The following is a 21,039-nucleotide window of genomic DNA, read 5'->3' as shown; positions in this document are numbered from 1 at the left end:
TGTGACCGAAATCACCGTCCGGAAGCAGTGTGACCTGCGGCGTAGCGGTCAGGGGTCAGGGTGTCACCGTTTTCGGCGGGCCTGTCAGGGGCAAGGGGGCCCGCCGGCGCGAGACTCCGGGAACGGCCGCCGCGGCCGGGGGGACCGCCGCGGCTGTTCCCGGACCGGAGCGGAGCGGCTCCGGGACGACGGGGGCCGTCCCGGAGCCGAAAGGGCTTCGGTCGAGCTGGTGTCCGTCGTGCCGGTGGTCGGGGCTGCGCGGGGTGCTAGGGGAGCTTTCTGATCTCTTCGATGATGTGGGGCATCGTCTCGTTGTTGTGGCGGATCCAGTCGAGCAGGACGGCGACCTGTTCGTCGCTGTAGGTGTCGAGGCGCTCGCGGAAGGCGCGGCCGATCGGCTCGAAGTAGCGGCCGAACCGGGCGACGTTCTCCTCGACGAGTTCGACGATCACGCGGCGGCGGTCGTCGGGGTCGCGGGTGCGCCTGACGTAGCCCGCCTTCTCCAGGCGGTCGATCACGGCGGTGATGGCGCCGCCGGTCGTGATGCCCATGAGCTGGGCGAGCTGTCCCGGCGTCTGCGGACCGTCCAGCGACAGCGCGTTCACGCACTGCGCGTCGGTGACGTTCATGCCCGCCTTGCTCGCGGTGGCATGGTGCAGCAGCACCGTGAACATCGTGCTGCGCTGCATCGCCATCTGCAGCTCGCCTGCCATCCGCTCGCGTTCCGGGGTCGACACGGCCCATCCTCCCCTAATTACTCTCATACAGAGAGGCTCATTTCAAGAGCGACTCTCCACGGGAGAGTCTAGTGGCGGGTTCCGGACGGGACCAGCCAGAACGGCCGCCGCCTGTGGCGAAGGCGACACCCCCCGATGATCAGATCACCCGAGGCCCGCCTCTATCCTGGTTTTTGTTAGGGCCACTAACAGGGTCCGCTCCTGGCCCCGACCCTCACAAAGGCTCGGGGCCGACCTCTTCGCCCGCCCTACGTCCTTCCGCGTTCCGGGGCGTCCGCCGCGGCTTCCGCCACCTGTTTCGCCCAGCGGTAGTCCGCCTTGCCCGCCGGGGAGCGCTTCATCTCGGTCACGAACGCGTAGACGCGCGGCACCTTGTAGCCCGACAGCTCCCTGCGGCAATGCGCGTCCAGGTCGTCGGACGCCGGAGCGGACGCAGGCGCCGGGGCCCGCTCCGGCGGCTCGCCCCCGCCGGACGGCTGGATCACCGCCGCGACGCGGTTTCCCCAGCGCTCGTCCGGAATGCCGGTGACGACCGCGTCGTACACGGCCGGATGTCCCTTGAGGACGGCCTCGACCTCCTCCGGGAACACCTTCTCGCCGCCGGTGTTGATGGCCTGCGAGCCGCGCCCGTACACGGCGATCGACCCGTCCTCCGCCACGGTGGCGATGTCGCCGGTGAGCAGCCAGCGCCGCCCGTCGACCTCCGGGAACGTCCGGGCCGTCTTGTCCGGGTCGTTGTAGTAGCCGAGCGCGATGTGGCCGGTGCGCGCGACCTGCCCGACGATCCCGGACCCGGGCTCGACGGGGCGGAACGCGTCGTCCAGGACGGTGACGTCCGCCACGTCGGGCGCGAACCGCAGCCCTTTCTCCGGGGTCGAGCCCGCGACCGCCTCGGCCGTCGAGCCCGACTCCGTCGACCCGAACCTGTCCATGATCATCGTGTTGGGGAGGAGGCCCTGGACGCGGTCGCGGACGCTCCCGGTGAAGATCGCGCCCGTCGAGACGAAGGCCAGCAGCGAGGACGTGTCGTAGCCGCCGCGCGCCAGCTCGTCCGCCATCGGGATCGCCATCGCGTCGCCGGTGATCGTCAGCGAGTTGACCTTCTCGCGGGCGATCGTCCGCCACACGTCGGCGGCGTCGAACCTGCGCGTGTAGACGAGCGTGGCGCCCATGAACCAGGAGATCCACGAGGCGACCTGCGCGGCGCCGTGCATCAGCGGCGGGACCGGCATCATCACCAGCGGGCCGCCGTTCCGCGCCATCTCGACGATGTCCGCGGGCTTCGCCGGACGCGGGAGGGTCGGGTTCCAGAACGCGAACAGCAGCTGCTCGGTCGTCCACATGACGCCCTTCGGCATCCCGGTCGTGCCGCCGGTGTAGATGATGTAGAGGTCATCGGCGGAGCGCGGCGGGAAGCCGGTGCGGGTTCCGTCGGCGTCCGCCAGCGCCTCGTCGTAGGCGACCGCGCCCGGAATGGACGGAGCGCCGCCGCCGACCGCGACGAGATGCTTCAGTTTCGGCGCGTCCGGGGCGGTCGCGGCGACGCGGTCCTCGAACTCGACGTCGTACAGGAGCGCGACGCTGTCGGAGTCGCGGTAGAGGTAGAGCAGTTCGCTTTCCACGTAGCGGTAGTTGACGTTGATGGGGACGGCCCGGATCTTCAGCGCCGCCAGCAGCGCGGCCGCGTACTCGATCCCGTTGTACAGCTGGACGGCGACGTGTCGTCCCGGCCCGACGCCCGCGTCCGCCAGGTGGTGCGCGAGGCGGTTGGCGTGCTCGTCCAGCTCCGCGTAGGTGAGGCGCCGGTCGCCGCAGATCAGGGCGACGCGCTCACCGATCGCGTCCGCGACTCCCTCGAACAGGTCAGCGTGGTGGTACTCCATCGGACGTCCTCCGGAGGGTGATCGCGCCTCTACTAGAGAATCAGGGTTTGTCGCTGCCGACGACCCACATCGCGAAGAACTGGGCGCCGCCGCCGTAGGCGTGGCCGAGCGCGCGGCGGGCTCCGTCCACCTGGTGGTCACCGGCCCGGCCGCGCACCTGGAGCGCCGCCTCGGCGAACCGGATCATCCCCGACGCGCCGATCGGGTTGGACGACAGCACCCCGCCGGACGGGTTCCACGGGATGTCGCCGTCCATCGCGGTCGCGCCCGCCTCGGTGAGCTTCCAGCCCTCGTTCTCGCCGCAGAACCCGAGGTTCTCCAGCCACATCGGCTCGTACCAGGAGAACGGGACGTACACCTCGGCGCAGTCGAGCTCGGCGCGGGGGTCGGTGATTCCGGCCTGCCGGTACACGTCGGCGGCCGCGTCCTTGCCGCCCTGCGGGCTGACGGTGTCGCGCCCGGCGAACATCATCGGCTCGGAGCGCATCGACGTGCCGTGCACCCAGGCGGGCTTCCCGGGGGCCTTTTTGGCGGCGTTCTCCGAGGCCAGGACCATCGCGCACGCGCCGTCCGACGACGGGCACGTCTCCAGGTAGCGGATCGGCTCCCACAGCATCGGCGTCGACTCGACCATCTCGCGGGAGATGCCGGGGATCTTCAGGTGCGCGTACTCGTTCCGCAGCGCATTCTGCCGGTCCTTGACGGCGACGAGCGTGCCGATGTGGTCGGGCGCGCCCGCCCGCCGCATATAGGCGCGGATGTGCGGGGCGAAGTAGCCGCCCGCGCCGACGACCAGCGACGTCGTGAACGGCGAGTTCACCGTCAGCGCCCACGTCGCGTTCGACTCCGACTGCTTCTCCCAGGCCACCGTGAGGACGCGGTCGTGCACCCCGCCCTGGATCAGCCCCGCGGCGACGATCGCCGTGGACCCGCCGACCGACCCGGCCGTGTGCACCCGCATGAGCGGTTTCCCGGCGGCGCCGAGCGCGTCCGCCATGAACGTCTCCGGCATCAGCACGCCCTCGAACAGGTCGGGGGCCTTGCCGACGACGACGGCGTCGATGTCCGTCCAGGTCAGCCCGGCGTCGTCGAGTGCGCGGCGGGCGGCCTCACGGAGCAGGCCGGGCATCGACACGTCCGGCCGCCTGCTCCGGTACGCGGTCTGCCCGACGCCGATGATCGCGCAGCGTTCAGCCATCGTTCCCTCCCGGCGACGCGGACAGGACGCAGACCAGGTTCTGCTGAAGGCAGGGGCCGGACGACGCGTGCCCGAGCGTCCGGAACGCCGACCCGTCGTGGACGCGGGCCGCTGCCTCGCCGATCCGGATCAGGCCCGCCGCCATCATCGGGTTCGCCGACAGCGCCCCGCCGGACGGGTTGACCGCCACCCCGTCCCGCAGGCCGAGCGCCTCGCGCAGGATCAGCTCCTCGTGGCTGAACTGCGCGTGCAACTCCGCGACCTCGACACCGTCCGCGCCCGCCTTCTCACCGGCGAGGCGGGCCGACTCCGAGCGGGTCAGGTCGCGGACGCCGGGTGCGTGCGGCTCACCGCGATGATCGATGCCCGTGATCCAGGCGGGACGTTCGCACAGCTCCCTGGCCTTGTCCCCGGCGGCGAGGACGATCGCGGCGGCGCCGTCGGTGATCGGCGCGACGTCGTACGGACGCAGCGGCGCCACGTCGTACTCCTCGTCTCCGCCCGGCTCCGGCAGGTGGAGCGCGAACGGGTTGCCGCGTCCGGACGCGCGCGACCGGGCCGCGACAGCGCGCAGGTCGTCCTCCTTGGCGCCCGACCGTTCCAGGTAGGCGCGGGCCTGGAGCGCGGCCAGCGACACCGAGTCGATGCCGAGCGGCGCCAGATGGTACGGATCGAGCTGCTGTGTGAGGATCGCGCGCAAATTCCCCTGGGACGACTTCCCGAACCCGTACACGAGCGCCGTGTCGATGTCGCCGTGCAGCAGCCTCACCCACGCCTCGTACAGGGCCCAGGCGGCGTCCATCTCGACGTGGCTCTCGGAGATCGGCGGCCAGGCGCCGACCGCGTCGAGCGCCGACACGAACGAGAACGGCGCGCCCGCGAGGTAGTCGCACGACCCGGAGCAGGTGAAGCCGAACCGCGCCAGGCCGGTCCGCTCCTTGATCCCGGTGATGACGGGGGCGAGCAGTTCGATCTCCGCGAGGCCCTCGTCCGCGCCGCTGTGGCGGGTCTGCGCGAACGCGACGACGGCGATCTCCCGCATCACAGGTAGTCCTTGATCTCGTCGAAGGGGACGTCGGGCTCGTCGAGCGGCTCGAACCACTTGATGTTGTCCATGCTCGGGCCCCATTCGTCGCGGGGACGCCACGCCGCCCTGACGCGCATGCCCATCCGGACCCGGTCGGCCGGGACGCCCGCGACGAGCGTGAGCATCGTGAGCCCGGCGCCGTCCAGCAGCACGTACGCGGACACGAACGGGACCTCGGGCGCGCGCGGGTCGGGGATGTTGTTGACGGCGAACGTGGTGACGGTGCCGGTGTGCGGCAGCTCCACCTCCTCCGCCGTGGGGACGCCGTCGCGCGGGCACAGCCCCTTCATCGGGACGATGACCTGCTCGCACACCGGGCACCTGTGCCCGAGGATGCGGCCCTCCGCGACGCCTTCGAGGAAGCGCCGCAGCGCCTTGCCGCCGCGCAGGTCGTACTCCAGCCGCGTCGGCGCGTTGATCATGGTGACCTCGGGCCGGAAGCACTCGATGTCGCCGATCCCACCGACCCGGTCCGCCCGCCAGCGGGGCCGCACCCGCATCCCGGTCCTGAGAATCTTCGGCGGCTGCGCGCCGTCCTCGAAGACGCCGAGGTCGAGCGCGTGCAGCAGGGCCGTGTCTGCGCCGTCCGGACGGATCAGCGCCCACGCGAACGGACGGTCGAGCGGATGCTCCTTCGCCGGTCGCGGCACCCACGACCACGTCGTGACCGTCCCGGCCGGGCCGACGCCGACGAACTCGCCCGTGACGTCCTCGCCCGTGTCCGGGTCGTGCTCGGACGGCGGGACGAGCACCCGCCCGCCCGCCGTGCGGACGCCGACCAGCCGCCCGTCGCGCAGCTCGCTGAGGAACCGTCCGATGACCGGCCCGACCGACCGCGTGTAACCGCCGGGAAACTCCAGAACGTGGTTGGGCTCAGACGGCCCCATGCCGGACGACCCCATGCTGGACGACCCCGTGCCGGACGACCCCATGCCGGACGACCCCATGCCGGACGGCCCCATGCCGGACGGCCCCGTGCCGGACGGCCCGGTCTCAGATGGCACTGGAGCGGTCCTTCCAGTACGGGTCCCTGAGCTTGCGTTTGAGGAGTTTGCCGTTGGGCTCGCGCGGCATCGTCTCGATGAAGTCGATGGATTTCGGCCATTTCATCTTCGCGAGCCGCCCCTCCAGCGACGCGAGGATCTCGGCCGCGAGGGCCTCGCCCGGCTCGACGCCCTCGGCGGGCTCGACGACGGCCTTGATCTGCTCGCCCCACTCCTCGTCCGGGATGCCGAACACGGCCACGTCCGCGACCTTCGGATGCGGGATGATCTCGTTCTCGATCTCCGCCGGGTAAATGTTCGCCCCGCCCGAGATGATCAGGTCGGACTTGCGGTCGGAGAGGAAGAGGAACCCGTCGCCGGTGAGGTAGCCGACGTCGCCGACGGTGAAGAAGTCCTTCAGACGGTTCTTCCGCGTCTTCTCCTCATCGCCCTTGTACTCGAACTCGACGCCCGCCATCTTCATGTAGATCGTGCCGTGCGTCCCGGCGGGGACGGGCTCGCCGTCGTCGTCCACGACCAGCAGCTCGCTGATCGGCCACGCGTTGCCGACCGTCCCGGGGTGGGCGCGCCAGTCGGACGGGCTGGCGATCGTCCCGCCGCCCTCGGTCGCCGCGTAGTACTCCCAGACGCAGTCGCCCCACCAGTCGAGCATCCGCTGCTTGATCGGCACCGGGCACGGCGCCGCCGCGTGGATCGCGTGCCGCATGCTCGACACGTCGTACCGTCCCCGGACGTCGTCGGGCAGCGCCAGCAGCCGCTTGAAGTGCGTCGGCACCATGTGGGTGTTGGTGACGCGATGCTCCTGGATCATCCTGAGGGTGTCTTCGGCGTCCCACCTGTCCATGTAGACGAGCGTGTGCCCCAGGTGCAGGGCGGTGCCGCCGAACTGGGTGACGGCCGTGTGGTAGTTCGGCGAGGTGATCAGGTGGGCCTGCCGCTCGCCGCCCGCCGGACGTCCCGGCGCGATGCCGAACATGCCGAGCAGGAACGTCATCAGCTCGGCGCTGTCGTCGGGGTCGATGCCCATCAGCGCCCGCTTGACGCCCTTCGGGCGTCCGGTCGTCCCGGACGTGTAGTGCATCGTCGCGCCGTTGCTGCGATCGTCCGGCAGGGTGTCCGGCTGACCGTCGACCAGTTCCTCGTACGCGCGGAACCCGTGCACCCGACCGAACGCGAACCGCCTCCGCGCCTCGATCTCCTCACCGGCGCGCGCGCCCTCGGCCGCGTACCGCTCGTGGACGAAGAACGCCTTCGCCTCGCTGTCGGCGACGACGTACCCGATCTCGGGACCGGTCAGATGCCAGTTGATCGGCGTGTAGTACCAGCCGGCCTGGAGCGCCGCCAGATACAGCACGAGCCCCTCGGACCCGTTCGGGACGAGCCCGCAGATCCCGTCGCCCTTGTCCAGCCCCAGCGCGCGAAGCCCGTGGACGAGCCGGTTGGCGCGGGCCAGCAGCTCGCCCGCGGTGTGCTCCGTCCCGTCCGGGTCGACGGCCGCGATCCACCCGGGATCGGCCTGCGCCAGCCGCCAAAAGCCCAACGACCCCATCGGCTCTCCCTCCGCCGCCGGTGACTGCGTGACCCCGGTGAGCGCCGTCACCCCGCCGGCGCGCGACACCCGGCCGCCCAAAGTAGATCACGTTCTCGTTTTCCAGATCAACCCCTACCAGCAAGGCCGCGTCTTTACTAGAATCTGTTCTCATTTCCTGGACGCTGGAGGGACCATGACGGAACGGCTGCCGATCAGCACCGAGCACTGCGCCGTCGAACGCGACGGCCACGTCGTCACCGTCACGATGAACCGGCCCGAGGCGCGCAACGCGCTCAGCTCCGCCATGCTCGTGGGCCTCGCCGACGCCTGGGCCTACATGTCCGAGACCCCGGAGGTCCGCGTCGGCATCCTCACCGGAGCGGGCGGGACGTTCTGTTCCGGCGCCGACCTGAAGGCGATGGGGCAGCAGCCGTCCGACCCGCGCGCCCAGGAGCGCATGGCGCAGATTCCCGACTTCCACTGGAAGGGCCTGCTGCGCGAGGGGCGTCCGACCAAGCCCCTCATCTGCGCCATCGAGGGCTACGCCGTCGCGGGCGGCACCGAACTCCTCGTGGGAACCGACCTGCGGGTCGTCGCCGAGGACGCGACCCTCGGCCTGTACGAGGCCAAGCGCGGCCTGTTCCCCATGGGCGGCTCCGCCATCCGCCTCCCCCGCCAGATCGGCTACGCCAACGCGATGGACATCCTGCTCACCGCCCGTCCGGTCACCCCGCGGGAAGCCCTGACCATGGGCCTCATCAACAAGATCGTCCCGGCGGGCACGGCCCTCGCCGCCGCCCGCGAACTCGCCGACCAGATCGCCGCCTGCGGCCCGCTCGCCGTCCAGGGCATCCTGCGCACCTACCGCGAGACCGAGCACCTCTCCGAAGAGGACGCCCTCAAGGTCTCCGACGAGATCGGCTGGCCCATCATCGCCTCCGAGGACGCCAAGGAGGGCTCCCGCGCCTTCAAGGAAAAGCGCCCCGCCGTCTACAAGGGCACCTGAGCCCCGGCCTCGCGACCCGGCCCGCCAGAAAGTAATCACTCGGACACGAAGCGCGACTTTCGCTGGTATGTTCGACCAGGCGGCGCAAGAGCCCGCCGTAGCCCCCGGATGGAGAGCGAACCGTGAGTACGCTGGCGACCATGAGCGCGGAACCGACCGGAACCACGTCGGACACCCCGGCGACGGACGAGTACGAGGTCATCCACCTAGGCGGCGAAGCCGCTGTGATCGTGCCCCTGGACGTGTTCAGGCAACTGAAGGCGTTGGAGCAGGCGGCCACTCCAGAAGCCCTGGAGCACGCCGAGGCCACCGCCGCCTTTGCCGCGATGGACGAGTGGGAGGCGGCCGGTCGCCCGGGAGCCAAGTCCCACGAGGAGTTCATGGCGGAGATCCTCGTCGGCGACGCCGAGTGAAGGTCGAGTGGTCACCGCAAGCACAAAGGACGATGCGCCGATACATGCACGACCAGCAAGGCATGCACGCCATCGCCGCTGCGGTGAACGAGCTGGTCGATGATCCGACACCACCGAAGGCGTTCGCCTGGGGAAGTAACGACGACTACAGGCTCCGGGTCGGTCCATATCGGGTGTTGTACCGCCTTCATGACGGCATCATCCACGTCGCCCACATAAGCCGAACCGCGACATGAGCCCGCGAGACCGGCCGACCCGTGGTGAAGGTGAGGGGGTCGGCTCGACCGATGATGTCGAAGAAGTCGACGCCGAAGTGCTGTACGCCGAATTCCTCAGATGGGAGGCGGCGGGTCGGCCTGGGGCGATCTCCCATGAGGAGGTCACGCGGTTCCTGCTCGGGCAATCCGCGAGTGAAGATCGCAACGAAGACGCGGAAGCGGCCGAGGCCGCCGCCATCTCCGCAAAGATGGACGAGTGGGAGGCTGCCGGACGTCCTGGCGCCAAGTCCCACGAGGAGGTCATGGCCGAGATCCTCGGTGATGCGGGTGAGCCTTAGCCCTTCACCGTGGGTCAGGAGTCGGTGATGGTGTTGAGGCGGTCTATGGCCTCGATGTACTCCTCGATCAGGTCGTAGACGACCTGGGCGGCGGGTTTGATGCGGTTCATGGAGCCGACGATCTGGCCCACCGGGAAGGTGACGAGTTCGCCGTCGCCGGAGCGGGCTATGCGGGGCAAGGCGTCCGCGATCAGCATGAACTGCATGGGCATCGGGAGGTATCCCGGGGAGGCGTCGCTCTCCCAGGCGTCCGTCCAAGCGGTTCTGAGGAAGCGGGCGGGCTTGCCCGTCCAGGCGCGGGAGCGGACGGTGTCGCGGGACGTCGCGTCGAGCAGTTTGGGGAGGGCGCGCTCGGGGGTGTCGGCCTCGTCGACGGTCAGCCAGATGGAGCCCGTCCAGACGCCGTCGGCGCCGAGGGCCATGCCCGCGGCCATCTGGCGGCCGCGTCCGATGCCGCCCGCGGCGAGGACGATCGTGCCGTCGCCGACGGCGTCCACGACCTCGGGGACGAGGACCATCGTGGCGACGTCGCCGGTGTGGCCGCCAGCCTCGGTGCCCTGCGCGACGATGATGTCGACGCCGACGTCCACCTGCTTGCGGGCGTGCCGCGCGTTGGACGCCAGGCCTGCGACCTTGACGCCGTGCCGGTGCGCCTGCTCGACGACGTCCGCCGGGGGCGGGCCGAGCGCGTTGGCGAGCAGCGCGATCGGGTGCCTGAGGGCGACCTCGACCTGGGGGCGCGCGGTCACGTCCGTCCAGCCGAGGAGGGCCTTGCCCGCCTTGTCGGTGGCGGGCTCGACGCCGTGCTCGGCGAGGAGGTCCGCCAGGAATCTCTTGTGCTCGGCCGGAATCATGCCCTGGAGCTTGGCGAGCAGTTCTTCGGCGTCGCCCAGGTCGGCGCCCTCGTACTCGGCGGGCATGACGACGTCCACGCCGTAGGGCCTGCCGCCGGTGTGCTCGTCGAGCCACGCGAGTTCGAGTTCGAGCTCCTCGGGGGTGAAGTGCAGGGCGCCGAGGACGCCCATGCCGCCGGCGCGGCTCACCGCCGCGACCACGTCGCGGCAATGACTGAACGCGAAGATCGGGTACTCGATGCCGAAAAGTTCGGTGACTCGTGTCCGCACCTGCCCGACCCTAAGCGCGGTCCCGGAAAACTGCAACAGGTTCTAGTTACGGAGCGGCGCGGTGGATGATGGCTGCGTAGATGCCGGTGAGCAGCAGGAGCAGGCCGATGAGGATCGCGGCGCCCGGAACGTAGGTGCGGACGGCGTCGATCTGCAGGGACCTGCCGTTGGCCATGTCGACCAGGCCCCGCTGGTCCTTGTCGACGGTGATGAGGTCGGCCTGTGTGACGACCACCGAGCCCTTGCCGTCCGGGGTGCGGAGAGTGCTGCGGATGTTCTTGCGGTGCTTGACCGGGATGCCGGTACGCGGATCCACCCAGACGGTGTTGGAGGCCTCCGTGTAGCGGTCGACCCTCTGGTCTCCGGCGCCCTTGGGGAGGCCCAGCAGCTCGGCGGGCATCGTGACGTCCACAGCGGCGATCCTGGTCAGCGGGATGGTCTGCGTGAAGCGGTAGGCGGTGAGGCCGTGGACCTCGTCGACGGCGTCGAACCGCATCGGCGCAGGCCGCCGGGTCGCCATGTCGTAGAACCGGTAGTCGCGCTTCTCGACGTTCGCGACGGGGAACAGCAGGCCGTAGCCCGACATCCGGACCCCGTCGCCGTCGACGTTGACGCCGCAGCAGTTGACGAGGAGGCTCGTCCGGCGGTCGAAGGCGATCCGGAAGCCCTGGATCTGGATGGGCCTGTCCAGATCGGCCGTGTCGTAGACGTCGGTGCTGGAGTCCCAGACGGCGATGTCGTCGTCGTTCCCGTTCGCGCGGACGTCGCCGCGGACGGTGGTCTCGGCCAGGAGCGTGACGCCCGTTCTGAGCTTGAGCTGAGCCGTGTCGTAATAGGTGGAGTTCTTCGACTCCAGGCGCGTCACCTCGTAGCGGTCCAGCGGCGCCACGACGACCTGGTCGGCCACGTAGAAGCGGACCATGGGCGCGAGCGTGAGGAGGAAGGCGCCCAGGCAGATCAGGACGGGGCCGACCGGTCGCCGCATGAGAACCTCCGGTCATCGTCATCGCCGACGAGCCGTCTGCCCGGTCACCTTACCGCCCCGAACCGGAGCGGTAAGCTCCGAGGAACCGACCCCCCGAACCCGCGAGGTGGCCATGACCGTGGCGCCGCCGCAGACATCCGGGCATCAGGACCCGCTCGACGGTTTGCGGGCGGTGGCCGCGCTCGGGGTTCTGGTGTTCCATGTGGCGAGTGCGGCGGGCTCCATCACCGATCCGGCCGGTGCGCGGTGGTTGTTCAACGGCGGCCAGGTCGGCGTGCCCATCTTCTTCATACTGTCGGGCCTTCTGCTGTACCGGCCGTGGGCCGCGGCCGTGCTCGAAGGACGGCCCGCCCCGCGCGCCCACAGATATCTGTGGAAGCGCTTCTTCCGCATCATGCCGGCGCTCTGGGCCGTGGTCGTGTGCTTCATGCTCACGGCCGGACGAGACCACATCGACGACCCGGTGACCTGGGGTTCGCTGCTCACGCTCACGCAGACCTACCTGCCCGACCCGTGGTGGAACGGCGGCCTGGGGCCCGCGCATCTCGGGCAGTTGTGGAGCCTGGCCGTCGAGGTGGGCTGGTACGTGACGCTGCCGGTCACCGCGATGGTTCTCGCCTGGTACGCGCGGCGTGCGGGCAGCGACGACGTCGGTGTGCGCGCTCAGCGGCTGCTCGTCGGCATCGGCGCGTATGCGGCGCTGTCGTTCGTCTACACGGTGTTCATGTTCGTCCCGGAGTGGCATTCCCAGATGGGGCTGTGGCTTCCCCGGTACTTCGTCTGGTTCGCGATCGGGATGGCGCTCGCGGTGGTGACGGTGTGGGCGCGGCTGGACGAGTCCCGGCCCGTCGCGGCCCAGTGCAAGGCCGTGTCGGACTCGTGGCCGGTGTGCTGGACGGCGGCGGCGATGCTGTACGTGGTGTCGGCCACGCCCGCGACGGGGCCGATCGGGCTCCAGGCGCCGGACGCGCCCTGGACGTCCGTCCTCCACATGATCGTGCACGGGCTGTGCGCGGCGGCGCTGGTCGTCCCGGTGGCGCTGGCTCCGGCGGGGCAGCCCGCGCTCGGCGCGGTTCTCGGGAACGGGGTGATGCGGTTCCTCGGCCGGATCTCCTACGGCCTGTTCCTCTGGCAGTCACTGATCATTCTCGGCTGGTACGACGCCCTGGACCGGACCTTCCGCGGGAACGTCACGACGGATCTGCCGCTGCTGGCGGCGGCGACCGTCGCGGCGGCGACTCTGAGCTACTACCTGGTGGAACGCCCGATCCAGGGGCTGGTGCGGCGGCGCCGTGGCCGGTCGCGTCCGGCCCCGGTCCCGGCGGCGTCCGGCTGAGCGCGATCCGCCCGCCGGAGCCGTCGCCGGACGGACGGGGCAGCCACAGCCCGGCCACGACCCGTCCGGCGACCGCGAGCCCGAGAAGTTGCGGGGCGATGTCGCCGAGCGGTCCGGACGGCGCGGCCGGGCTGCCGATCTCGTCCAGCCACGCCCCGGCGGCGAGGCAGGCCGGTCCGGCGAACAGCGCGGCCGCGGCCGTCCGCGGTGAGGCGATGACGCGCGGGACGAGGGAGGGCCGGGTGCCCGCCCAGCGGCAGCCGGCGGCGACCGTGACGGTGACGGCGAGGCCGGGCGCCCCGGCGATCCAGCCGCCGAGCGCCGCCGCCAGGACGAGGGCCGCCCACGAGGGGAAGCCCGTCCCCGCCACGGGGGCCTGGCTCCGCGACGGCCGAGGGTCGCGCCTGGGCCAGGCGGCGACGAGCAGGAGGACGAGGAGCAGGGCGAGGCCCGCCGCGACCGAGACGCGTTGTGCCCGGTCCGGTCCGTAGGCGAGTTCGACCGGGCCGGTGGTGCCCGCGGGGACGACCCAGGCTTGCTTCCACCCGTCCAGGCGTACGGGGCGCAGTTCCTTGCCGCCGATGGTGGCGCGCCAGCCGGTGTTGAAGTTCTCGTTCACGGTGAGGAAGGCCGGCGCGGCGGCGTCCACCTCCACCCGGCGGGAGCCCGTGCCCCAGTCGATCACCTTCACCGGTCGCGGGGGCCGCGCGGTCGGTTTGGCGCCGACCGTAACGGTCTCGACGCGGTAGGGACCGAGCGGCGCGGCGGCCAGGTGGTTGTGGCCGGGCCGCAGCGTCACCCGCTTGCAGGCGCTGAAGCGCAGCGGACGGCCGGCGAGCAGGTCACCGAACGTGCCCGACGCCTTCGCCGGGACGTCGGCCGCGACGTCGGCCGCGCCGACCCGTAGCGTCGGCCCGACCCCACACGGCAGCCGCAGCGGAGACGTGCGCACGTCCGGGATCGGCCGCACGCCAGGAATGGCCAGCTCGGTGAGCTGCACCGGCTGCGGGTGCCTCGTTCTGAAGAAGGTGAGCGTCAGGCGGTCGGTGGTCATCGGGGCGAACGACAGCGTGCCCTTGGAATCCGGCAGCCCCTCGCGGATTTCGCCGCCGGCGCCCTCGACCCGGATCCGGATCGGCCCCGACACGCCAGGCGGACGTTCCAAAGCGACCCTGGAAAGACGCTTACGGCCCTTCCACCGGACGCTGTACGTAGGCGAGGTGTCCTTCTCCCCCGCGATCCAGGACGTCGCCGGGTCGCCGTCGAAGCCGGACCTGGCCTGGCCGGCCGGATGGCCGGAAAGCGTCGAACTAGCGGTGACGGACGGCTGCCCGGCAACGGCCGTGAACCGTTCGATCAACGGCAGGCTCGTCAGGACCGCCGTTCCCGTCAACGGAGCCTCGCCGGACGCCGCGGACGTGAGCGTGCGGTCGAACCCGGGTCCTTCCTCGTCCAGGGAACCGAGGGACGGCGAGCACACCCAGCGGGTGCTTCCCTTCATGCATTCGGCCTTCGCGCCGGGCGTCCGGCTCATCACGTACGTGGCCGGGCCATCGATCCCGGCGGGTGCGGGCAGCGTGTACGTGCGCGTGGGTTTCACCCCGCCGATGGACACCTCCGCCACGCCCGCCCGCGCGAATCCCGGGATGAAGGGTGCGTACGCGAGGCCGGTGATGCGCAGCCGGAGCCAGCGGGTCGGGCCAGCGGGCGCGCGGAGCGGCTGTGCAGTCCCCGTCGCCCGGACGTCCTGTTCCACGGTCCCGTTCTCGGTCTCGACGGCGACACGCGAGACGGGCGGCCCGAAGGACTCGTCCTGGACGAACGCGGTGGTCAGGCCCGGAACGTCCCGGGGTTCGTCGAAGTCGACGCGGAGCCATTGCCCCACCGGCCCGTTCCACCCGCCCGTCTCCCAGGCGGTGAACCGGTTGCCGTCGAACGCGGCGAACGGGGTCGCGCCGGGCTTGCGGGCCTGCGGAACCGCCTCGTCCCCGGCCGCCGAGGAGGACGCGGTGACGTCGCGGACGCCCCCGCCGTAGGCGACGTGCGTGGCGTAGCGCTTCCAGCCCTCGTCCAAGACGTCGGTGGCCTCGGGACGGTGCGCCTCGGTGAGCGTCGGCGACGTCTGGTGCAACTCGCCGAAGTTCCGGCGCAGCAGCCGGGGCGAGTCGGCCACGACCGGGAGGCCCTTGAGGTCGGGGGCGTCGTCGTCCAGCAGGACGGGCCCGTCCGGCAGTGCGTCGTCGTCCGCCATGGCCAGCAGCGATTCCGGTCCCCCGTACACGCGGACGGGATCGGTCGCGTCCGCGAGGTTCACGACGTCCGCGGCGCCCCGCACCTCGTAGACCTCCAGTGCCGGGTAGGGCTGGTCGACGGCCGACACGGCGTCGCTCGCGGTACCGCCCACCGGCCCGCCGAACGCGGCGGCCTTGCGCAGACCGGGCGAGTCGTCCAGCGCCTGGTGGAGGCGGGCGGGCCAGGCGCCGCGCAGCGTCTCCCTCCGCAGGTCATTGCGGACCAGGAGGTACCGGACGCCCATCCGGCCGAGGAACGCGCTCAGCCCCGACGCCCCCTGACCCGACCTGACTCGCTGGTCGATCGCGTCCAGTGCCCTCGTGTACCCGGGCGAACCGGCCGGGACGAGCTGCCGGACGCCCCACCGCGCCTCCAGCAGCGGCTGGACGATGTCGTCCATCGGACGGCCCCACAGGTATTCGCCGAACGGCGCCCCGGGAACCGCGAGCACGGCCTGCCGTCCGGCCCGCGCGTTGATCCAGGACGCCGCGTCCCGCCAGTACCCCGGGACCTGCGTGAACTCGCCCGGCCCGCTGAGCCCCTGCGAGACGGCCGTGACGCCGACGCCGCCGAGCGCGACGGCGGCGGCCACGGGCAGGCTGACGAGGGCCTTCACCGTCCCGGCTGACGGGCGGCGCGCGGCCGCGGCGGCGGCGGTGAGCAGCTGGGCCAGGCCGAGCGCGAGCGGCAGCCGGACGACCGCGTCGAACTTGTGCAGGTTGCGCAGCGGCGCGAGCGGCCCGTTCAACAGGTCCCGCAGCTGCCCGGCGAACGGGCCCGGGATGTCGCTGAGATGGCCCATGGAAATGATCGCCAGCCCGGCCAGCAGGGTGACCAGCAGGAACGTCCGCTCCGGGAGCGTCCGGCCGAGCAGGCCCGCGAGTCCGAGCGCGGCGACCGCACCCGTGCAGACGATCGGAACCGGGCCGGTGGAGAGCGCGTGCCCGACCGGCCACCACACCTGACCGTCCACGATCAGGTAGTTGACCCAGCGTTCCGCGCCGCGCAGCACGTTGACCAGACCGGTCGGCCCGGTCGTCGTCTCCGCCCGCTCGGTGTAGGTCAGCCACGAGAACCCGTACGTCCCGGTGAGGAGCAGCGGGACCAGCCACCATGTGGCCGCCGCGCCCGCCGCCGCGGACCACCACGCGAGCGTCCGCACCCGGAACGACCCGCGCGGCCGCGTCACGACGTACACGACCGGGACGACCAGGACGGCGACGGTCGCGGTCGCGTTGACGCCGCCGCAGCAGGCGATCGCCAGGCCCGAGCGTGCCGCAGCCCGCACCCGTCCACTCTCCCCCGATGCCGCGCTGACCAGCGGCAGGACGATCCACGGCAGCATCGCGACCGGCAGGTACTCCGACGAGATCTGCCCGAGCGTCGCCAGCCCGTTGGGGGCGAGCGCGTACGCCATCGCCGCGAACAGTCGCGTCCAGGGGTGGTCGGCACCGACGCCGAGCCGTCCGGCCAGCCGGTAGGTGCCGGTGAACGCCAGGCACATCAGCAGCGACAGCCAGATCCGCTGCGTGATCCAGGCGGGCATCCCGATCAGGTCGCCGAGCGCGAAGAACGGCCCCATCGGCAACAGGTAGCCGACGGCCTGGTTCTGGAGCTGGCCGAACTGCTCGGGGTCCCACAGGTGCAGGGCGCGGCCGAGGAACCCGAGCGGGTTCACCGCCATGTCGATCTTGGTGTCGGCGAGGATCGCGCCGGGACGGGTGCCGAACGCCAGCGCCGTCAGCGTCAGGCAGCACGCGAGGACGCGCAGCCGCACCCGTAGCCGCTCGCCGACGTCCGCGCCCGCGCTGTCCGGTGCGCCGTCGGCGGCGGTGGGCGGACGGGCCGCGCCGGCGCGAGGCGGATCCGCCTCTCCCACCGCCATGGTCTCCTCGCCTTTCTGCTCCGCGCGCCTGCCCGCGCCGCCGGGCGGCCGCCGCCGTCCGGGTGCCCGTCACCGTACCTTCGGCCGCACCGGTCCCGGATCGCGGCGGGTGACGAGGTCGCGCATCAGGGCGGCCGACCGCGTCCAGTCGAACTCGCCCGCCCAGGCGCGGCAGGCCCCGGCGACCTCGTCGCGGCGCGCCGGGTCGTCCAGTTCCTTGAGCGCGCGTTCGACCACGTCCACGCGGTCGTCGCCCTGGCGGACGAGCCATCCGGTGGTCTCGTCGCGGACCGCGTCGCGCAGGCCGTCCACGTCGCCGGCGACGGTCGGGACGCCGAGCGCGGCGGCCTCGATCACGCTGAGGCCCCAGCCCTCGCCCTGGGACGTGCTGAGGTGCAGGTCGGCGCGGGCGACCAGGGCCGCCTTGACCTCCTCGTCCACATAGCCGTGCGCGACGACGACGCCGCCGAGGCCGCGCGCGGCGATGCCGGCTCTCAGCGCGGGCGCCTCCGGTCCGTCCCCGACGATGTGGAGTCTCAGCCCGGGATGGTTCTCGGCGAGCCTCTGCGCGAGATCGAGGAGAAGGTCCAATCGCTTGTACGGGACGAGCCGGGCCACGCAGACCAGATCCGGGTCACCGGCGGGCTCCGTGACCAGACCGGTGGGTTCGGCGACGAAAGACCCGTTGGGGATGAGATGGATCGGGCCCGTCCAGCCCAGTCGTTCCCTTACAGCGCGGAGCGTGGACGGCGAGACGACCACGAACGCATGCCGCCGGTACGTCCAGCGGCTCACCGGGCCCTCCAGAGCGCGTCCGATCCAGGCGAGCCACCTTGGGAAATAAAGGCCGAACTGGGCGTCGTGCACATGGTGGATAACGCAGAACACCCGGGTTCGGCGAGACTGCACCCAGGGCGTAAAGAACGGAATTCCGTTTTGGCAGTCGATGACCGCGTCGAACGAACCATTAAGTCGTAAACGGCCGGCCAGCATCCACAGCAGGACGAGTGGATACACGGTGAACCGGCCGCCGAGACGCACGAAATCGACGTCCTCGATCCGTTCCCGGCGTTTCTGGCCCGCTGCCCTGCACGTCACGTAGTGCACGCGGGCCCCGTCGCTCGCGATCCTGCGCGCCAATTCCCAGGCGTAGCGTTCGGCACCGCCCGCGGCGGGATGCCAAGGGTCTCGCCAGTTGACGACCGCCAGCCGGAGGTTCACGGGGCTCGCGTTCATCCTGGCTTGGCGCCCGCCGCCGACCGGGGCACGACCTCGACGATCGGCACCACGAGCGCGGTGTGCGTGGGAGGTGCGGCGGGCGCGGGCGCGGCGGGTGCGGCGGGCGTGCGCCTCGCGCGCATGCGGATGCGGATGCGCGCCAGGTCGAGGAGGCACTGGAACGAATGGCGTCGCACGGAGAACGTGGAACCGGGACGGTCGCGCCACACCACCGGGATGTCCGTCACGGACGCCCCCCGCCGCACACAGTGGGCGAGGAGCTCAACGTCGAACGCGAACCCCGCGGTGCGCAGGTCGGCCGCGGCCGCACGGGCCAGCGGACCGTCGAAGAACTTGAAGCCGCACTGCGTGTCGGGGATCCCGCCGGCGAGGGCGCGGACGAACCGGTTGAACGCGATGGCGCCGAAGCGCCTGACCGGCAGCGAATATCTCTGGACGACCGACCGACCGTGGCACCTTGACCCGACCACGACCGGGCGGCCCTCGCGCAGCAGGACGATGGCTTCGTCCAAGGCCGCGAGGTCTGTTGCCATGTCGGCGTCCATGAACCCTACGTACGGGGCGTGCGACGCCAGCAACCCGGCTCGGACGGCGGCGCCCTTGCCCCTGCGTTCGCAGCGTAGCAGCCGAACGGGGACCGGCCCGTCCCAGGAACGGACGATGCCGGCCGTGCCGTCGGTACTGGCGTTGTCGACGATGATGACCTTCGAGCGCACCGGGAGCCCGGCGAGCTTGTCGCACAGCAGGCCCAACCCCGCTGGAAGCCTGGCGGCCTCGTTGTAAGCGGGAATGACAATTTCCAGAAGGGCGGGACCGTCACGTCGGGTCCCCATCAGGGCCTACACGTCAGCGAGTGCCGTAGTTGTACATCGGCTTTTGGACGGGGTCGTTCTGCGAGGCGTTCGCGAGCTGTACCGCGCCGAAGGATGCTCCGGCGGCCAGGATGATTCCGACCAGGGCGGCGATGGCGATACGCATGGGGGTTCCTCTTTCAAGCGGCGGGAGGCTTACTTCTTGCGGGGCGCCCCTGACCTGCGGGGCTTGACCTTCTCAGGGGAAGGAAGGCTCAGCGTATTATTTGACGGAAGACTTGACCAGATGACGAGCAGGCCTATAACTCCCCATATGATCGCTATTGGCACGACCGAAACCCGGTCCTCACTCGCCTCAGCGACCCCGTCGATCCGGTAGACGACCAGATCGCGGCCCCGCAGCACCTCGACGACCGCACCCGACGGACGGTTGGCTCCGGTCTCCGCATCGACCACGACGTACCGTATTCCCTCGTCACGCAGCACGGTCGCGGCCGGTGTCCCCGTTCCGGCGGCCGGCGCGAGCCTGACGGCCTTCGGGTCCTCGGCGGCCACGGTCGTCCCGCCCACGGTGACGGCGTCGTTCACGACGACCCGCCGGTGCAGGTAGCGGGGCAGCGGATCGAGGACGCGGCGGCCGTGATTCCACGGATAGCTCCGGTAGGACGCCCAGGGCAGCAACAGCACGTCCCCCGCGACCGGGTCGGCGTGGATGATCCGCCGCGCCCGCGCCCAGTCGTCCGGGTAGCGGACGGCCCGCAGGTCGCCCGCCGCGCCCCAGGCCAGCGTCGGCAGCAGGAGCACGGGCGCGGCCATCGCCCCGGCGGCCGCCCCGGGCCAGCGGGCCTCGGCGGCCCGGTCCGCGGCCGTCCCGAGCCCGACCGCGATGACGACAGCGAGCGGCGCGACGTACTGCTGCCCGTCCCGCAGGACGGCGAACCCGGGCCACAGCCCGATGATCCCCTCCAGCACCGGCGCGGCCACCGCGCCCAGCGCCGCCACCGCGAACCCGGCCGCCGCCGCGACCGCCGCGCCACGCCGCCACGCGGGCTCCCGGCACCAGGTCCAGTAGGCGGCGAGCGCACCGGCCACGACGGCCAGCCAGATCGTCGCGGTCACCGGCGACCCGTACCCCATCGGGACGGTCTCGCCGTTCCACACGCCGCCGAGCGCGAGCAGGCTCCCGAGCGTTCCGAACGGCGTGTCCGCGCGGGCGGCGAACAGGTCGACGGCCGTCCCGTCGCGCGGCAGGCCGTCGGGCCGCAGCAGGCCCGGGACCAGCCACGGGAGGCTCAGGGCCGCGACGGCCCCGATCACCTGGAGAGCGGCGCGGGGGCGTCCGGTTCGTCCGGTCGCCACGGCGACGGTCAGGGCCGTGACGGCGGTGACGGCGAGGGCGGCGAAGCCACCGACGGCGGCGGGGAGCAGGGCGCGGACGAGACGGCGCCCGCCGCGCGGCTCGTCCAGCCGGGACGCGGCCGCCACCACCCAGGGCAGGGCCGCGTAGCCGAGGAGGAGCGCCCACTGGCCGAGCAGCAGCCGTTCGGCGACGAACGGGTTCCAGGCGTAGCAGACCCCGGCGGCCAGGCGCGGCAGGAGCCGCCTGGTCGGCACCAGTGACGCCGCCGACGTGCACGCCATCACGAAGATCGACAGCAGGATCAGCTTCTGCGCGAGGTCCGCCGGAAGGACGGTGCCGAGCGCGGTCGCGAACGCGTCGCTCGGGACGTGCCGCGGGACGGTCCCGGTGAGCCCGAACGTCATGCGGGTGAACGCAGGATCGGGCACGAACACCATGTCGTACGACAGCACGAATCCGGGCGCGAGCCCCGGCCCCAGCGCCGCGAGCCCGAGCCCAAGCCCGGTCAGCGCGGCCACCAGGTGCCGCGTCCGCTCCCGCATGGTGCGCCGGACGCTACCCCACCGGCGCTGGCTACCCCACCGGCCCTGG

General features: G+C 71.7%; 17 protein-coding genes and 1 pseudogene. 5 read left to right on the top strand and 13 right to left on the bottom strand.

Annotation, left to right across the window (positions count from 1 at the left end; all coding sequences use genetic code 11):
• Positions 1-266 precede the first annotated feature (266 nt).
• The 6 genes from ACH34T_RS30650 to ACH34T_RS30625 form a co-directional block, all read right to left on the bottom strand.
• Positions 267-737, bottom strand: a complete 471-nt coding sequence (locus tag ACH34T_RS30650) for a MarR family winged helix-turn-helix transcriptional regulator (protein ID WP_396024412.1) — start codon at positions 735-737, stop codon at positions 267-269.
• Positions 738-985: 248 nt separating this feature from the next.
• Positions 986-2,620, bottom strand: a complete 1,635-nt coding sequence (locus ACH34T_RS30645) for an acyl-CoA synthetase (RefSeq protein ID WP_396024411.1) — start codon at positions 2,618-2,620, stop codon at positions 986-988.
• Between the two features lie 40 nt (positions 2,621-2,660).
• A complete protein-coding gene (locus tag ACH34T_RS30640) occupies positions 2,661-3,818 on the bottom strand; it encodes a thiolase domain-containing protein (RefSeq protein ID WP_396024410.1) in 1,158 nt (385 codons plus the stop codon).
• On the bottom strand, positions 3,811-4,860 hold the full coding sequence (locus ACH34T_RS30635) for a thiolase domain-containing protein (protein ID WP_396024409.1): 1,050 nt from the start codon (positions 4,858-4,860) through the stop codon (positions 3,811-3,813). The genes ACH34T_RS30640 and ACH34T_RS30635 overlap by 8 nt, the downstream gene beginning before the upstream one ends.
• The gene (locus ACH34T_RS30630) at positions 4,860-5,792 is read right to left on the bottom strand and encodes a Zn-ribbon domain-containing OB-fold protein (RefSeq protein WP_396024425.1); all 933 of its coding nucleotides are present in this window, start codon (positions 5,790-5,792) and stop codon (positions 4,860-4,862) included. The genes ACH34T_RS30635 and ACH34T_RS30630 overlap by 1 nt, the downstream gene beginning before the upstream one ends.
• A 106-nt stretch (positions 5,793-5,898) precedes the next feature.
• Positions 5,899-7,458, bottom strand: coding sequence for an acyl-CoA synthetase (locus tag ACH34T_RS30625; protein WP_396024408.1), 1,560 nt, complete (start codon positions 7,456-7,458; stop codon positions 5,899-5,901).
• 175 nt (positions 7,459-7,633) lie between these two features.
• Between ACH34T_RS30625 and ACH34T_RS30620 the strand changes: the two genes are divergently transcribed.
• The 4 genes from ACH34T_RS30620 (at position 7,634) to ACH34T_RS30605 (ending at position 9,415) form a co-directional block, all read left to right on the top strand.
• Positions 7,634-8,446 carry a crotonase/enoyl-CoA hydratase family protein gene (locus ACH34T_RS30620; protein WP_396024407.1) on the top strand — a complete coding sequence of 271 codons (813 nt, stop codon included), beginning with the start codon at positions 7,634-7,636 and terminating at the stop codon, positions 8,444-8,446.
• Between the two features lie 140 nt (positions 8,447-8,586).
• Entirely contained in the window at positions 8,587-8,859 is a 273-nt protein-coding gene (locus ACH34T_RS30615; protein WP_396024406.1) for a hypothetical protein, read from the top strand.
• Complete coding sequence (locus ACH34T_RS30610) at positions 8,781-9,095, top strand: type II toxin-antitoxin system RelE/ParE family toxin (protein ID WP_396024405.1); 315 nt, start codon at positions 8,781-8,783, stop codon at positions 9,093-9,095. The genes ACH34T_RS30615 and ACH34T_RS30610 overlap by 79 nt, the downstream gene beginning before the upstream one ends.
• Complete coding sequence (locus ACH34T_RS30605; RefSeq protein WP_396024404.1) at positions 9,092-9,415, top strand: hypothetical protein; 324 nt, start codon at positions 9,092-9,094, stop codon at positions 9,413-9,415. The genes ACH34T_RS30610 and ACH34T_RS30605 overlap by 4 nt, the downstream gene beginning before the upstream one ends.
• Positions 9,416-9,429: 14 nt before the next feature.
• Here ACH34T_RS30605 and ACH34T_RS30600 read toward each other — a convergent pair whose 3' ends face one another.
• The gene (locus tag ACH34T_RS30600) at positions 9,430-10,539 is read right to left on the bottom strand and encodes an NAD(P)H-dependent flavin oxidoreductase (RefSeq protein WP_396024403.1); all 1,110 of its coding nucleotides are present in this window, start codon (positions 10,537-10,539) and stop codon (positions 9,430-9,432) included.
• Positions 10,540-10,585: 46 nt separating this feature from the next.
• On the bottom strand, positions 10,586-11,524 hold the full coding sequence (locus ACH34T_RS30595; protein WP_396024402.1) for a DUF3068 domain-containing protein: 939 nt from the start codon (positions 11,522-11,524) through the stop codon (positions 10,586-10,588).
• Between the two features lie 112 nt (positions 11,525-11,636).
• Between ACH34T_RS30595 and ACH34T_RS30590 the strand changes: the two genes are divergently transcribed.
• On the top strand, positions 11,637-12,860 hold the full coding sequence (locus tag ACH34T_RS30590) for an acyltransferase family protein (protein ID WP_396024401.1): 1,224 nt from the start codon (positions 11,637-11,639) through the stop codon (positions 12,858-12,860).
• Between the two features lie 1,771 nt (positions 12,861-14,631).
• On the opposite strand, the pseudogene ACH34T_RS30585 reads toward ACH34T_RS30590, so the two are convergent.
• From ACH34T_RS30585 to ACH34T_RS30565, 5 genes and pseudogenes are all read right to left on the bottom strand, one after another.
• Positions 14,632-17,037, bottom strand: a pseudogene (locus tag ACH34T_RS30585) (alpha-(1->3)-arabinofuranosyltransferase family protein); the annotation flags it as partial.
• A 69-nt stretch (positions 17,038-17,106) separates the two neighbouring features.
• A complete protein-coding gene (locus ACH34T_RS30580; protein ID WP_396024400.1) occupies positions 17,107-18,273 on the bottom strand; it encodes a glycosyltransferase family 4 protein in 1,167 nt (388 codons plus the stop codon).
• Positions 18,270-19,109 carry a glycosyltransferase gene (locus ACH34T_RS30575; RefSeq protein WP_396024399.1) on the bottom strand — a complete coding sequence of 280 codons (840 nt, stop codon included), beginning with the start codon at positions 19,107-19,109 and terminating at the stop codon, positions 18,270-18,272. The genes ACH34T_RS30580 and ACH34T_RS30575 overlap by 4 nt, the downstream gene beginning before the upstream one ends.
• A gap of 13 nt (positions 19,110-19,122) precedes the next feature.
• A complete protein-coding gene (locus ACH34T_RS30570) occupies positions 19,123-19,254 on the bottom strand; it encodes a hypothetical protein (protein ID WP_396024398.1) in 132 nt (43 codons plus the stop codon).
• A gap of 29 nt (positions 19,255-19,283) precedes the next feature.
• Positions 19,284-20,990 carry a hypothetical protein gene (locus ACH34T_RS30565; RefSeq protein WP_396024397.1) on the bottom strand — a complete coding sequence of 569 codons (1,707 nt, stop codon included), beginning with the start codon at positions 20,988-20,990 and terminating at the stop codon, positions 19,284-19,286.
• Positions 20,991-21,039: the final 49 nt, after the last annotated feature.

This window comes from Actinomadura sp. 9N215 (genome assembly GCF_044326345.1).
Classification (GTDB): domain Bacteria; phylum Actinomycetota; class Actinomycetes; order Streptosporangiales; family Streptosporangiaceae; genus Spirillospora.
Note: the sequence above shows the minus strand (reverse complement) of the source record. Positions and strands in the feature narration are given on the sequence as shown.

What these genes read in the sequence shown, in the direction of transcription:
- ACH34T_RS30645 (WP_396024411.1), bottom strand. Translation starts at nt 2,620, where the DNA reads ATGGAGTACCACCACGCTGACCTGTTCGAGGGAGTCGCGGACGCGATC.
- ACH34T_RS30640 (WP_396024410.1), bottom strand. Translation starts at nt 3,818, where the DNA reads ATGGCTGAACGCTGCGCGATCATCGGCGTCGGGCAGACCGCGTACCGG.
- ACH34T_RS30635 (WP_396024409.1), bottom strand. Translation starts at nt 4,860, where the DNA reads ATGCGGGAGATCGCCGTCGTCGCGTTCGCGCAGACCCGCCACAGCGGC.
- ACH34T_RS30630 (WP_396024425.1), bottom strand. Translation starts at nt 5,792, where the DNA reads ATGGGGCCGTCTGAGCCCAACCACGTTCTGGAGTTTCCCGGCGGTTAC.
- ACH34T_RS30625 (WP_396024408.1), bottom strand. Translation starts at nt 7,458, where the DNA reads ATGGGGTCGTTGGGCTTTTGGCGGCTGGCGCAGGCCGATCCCGGGTGG.
- ACH34T_RS30620 (WP_396024407.1), top strand. Translation starts at nt 7,634, where the DNA reads ATGACGGAACGGCTGCCGATCAGCACCGAGCACTGCGCCGTCGAACGC.
- ACH34T_RS30615 (WP_396024406.1), top strand. Translation starts at nt 8,587, where the DNA reads ATGAGCGCGGAACCGACCGGAACCACGTCGGACACCCCGGCGACGGAC.
- ACH34T_RS30605 (WP_396024404.1), top strand. Translation starts at nt 9,092, where the DNA reads ATGAGCCCGCGAGACCGGCCGACCCGTGGTGAAGGTGAGGGGGTCGGC.
- ACH34T_RS30595 (WP_396024402.1), bottom strand. Translation starts at nt 11,524, where the DNA reads ATGCGGCGACCGGTCGGCCCCGTCCTGATCTGCCTGGGCGCCTTCCTC.
- ACH34T_RS30590 (WP_396024401.1), top strand. Translation starts at nt 11,637, where the DNA reads ATGACCGTGGCGCCGCCGCAGACATCCGGGCATCAGGACCCGCTCGAC.
- ACH34T_RS30580 (WP_396024400.1), bottom strand. Translation starts at nt 18,273, where the DNA reads ATGAACGCGAGCCCCGTGAACCTCCGGCTGGCGGTCGTCAACTGGCGA.
- ACH34T_RS30575 (WP_396024399.1), bottom strand. Translation starts at nt 19,109, where the DNA reads ATGGGGACCCGACGTGACGGTCCCGCCCTTCTGGAAATTGTCATTCCC.
- ACH34T_RS30570 (WP_396024398.1), bottom strand. Translation starts at nt 19,254, where the DNA reads ATGCGTATCGCCATCGCCGCCCTGGTCGGAATCATCCTGGCCGCCGGA.
- ACH34T_RS30565 (WP_396024397.1), bottom strand. Translation starts at nt 20,990, where the DNA reads ATGCGGGAGCGGACGCGGCACCTGGTGGCCGCGCTGACCGGGCTTGGG.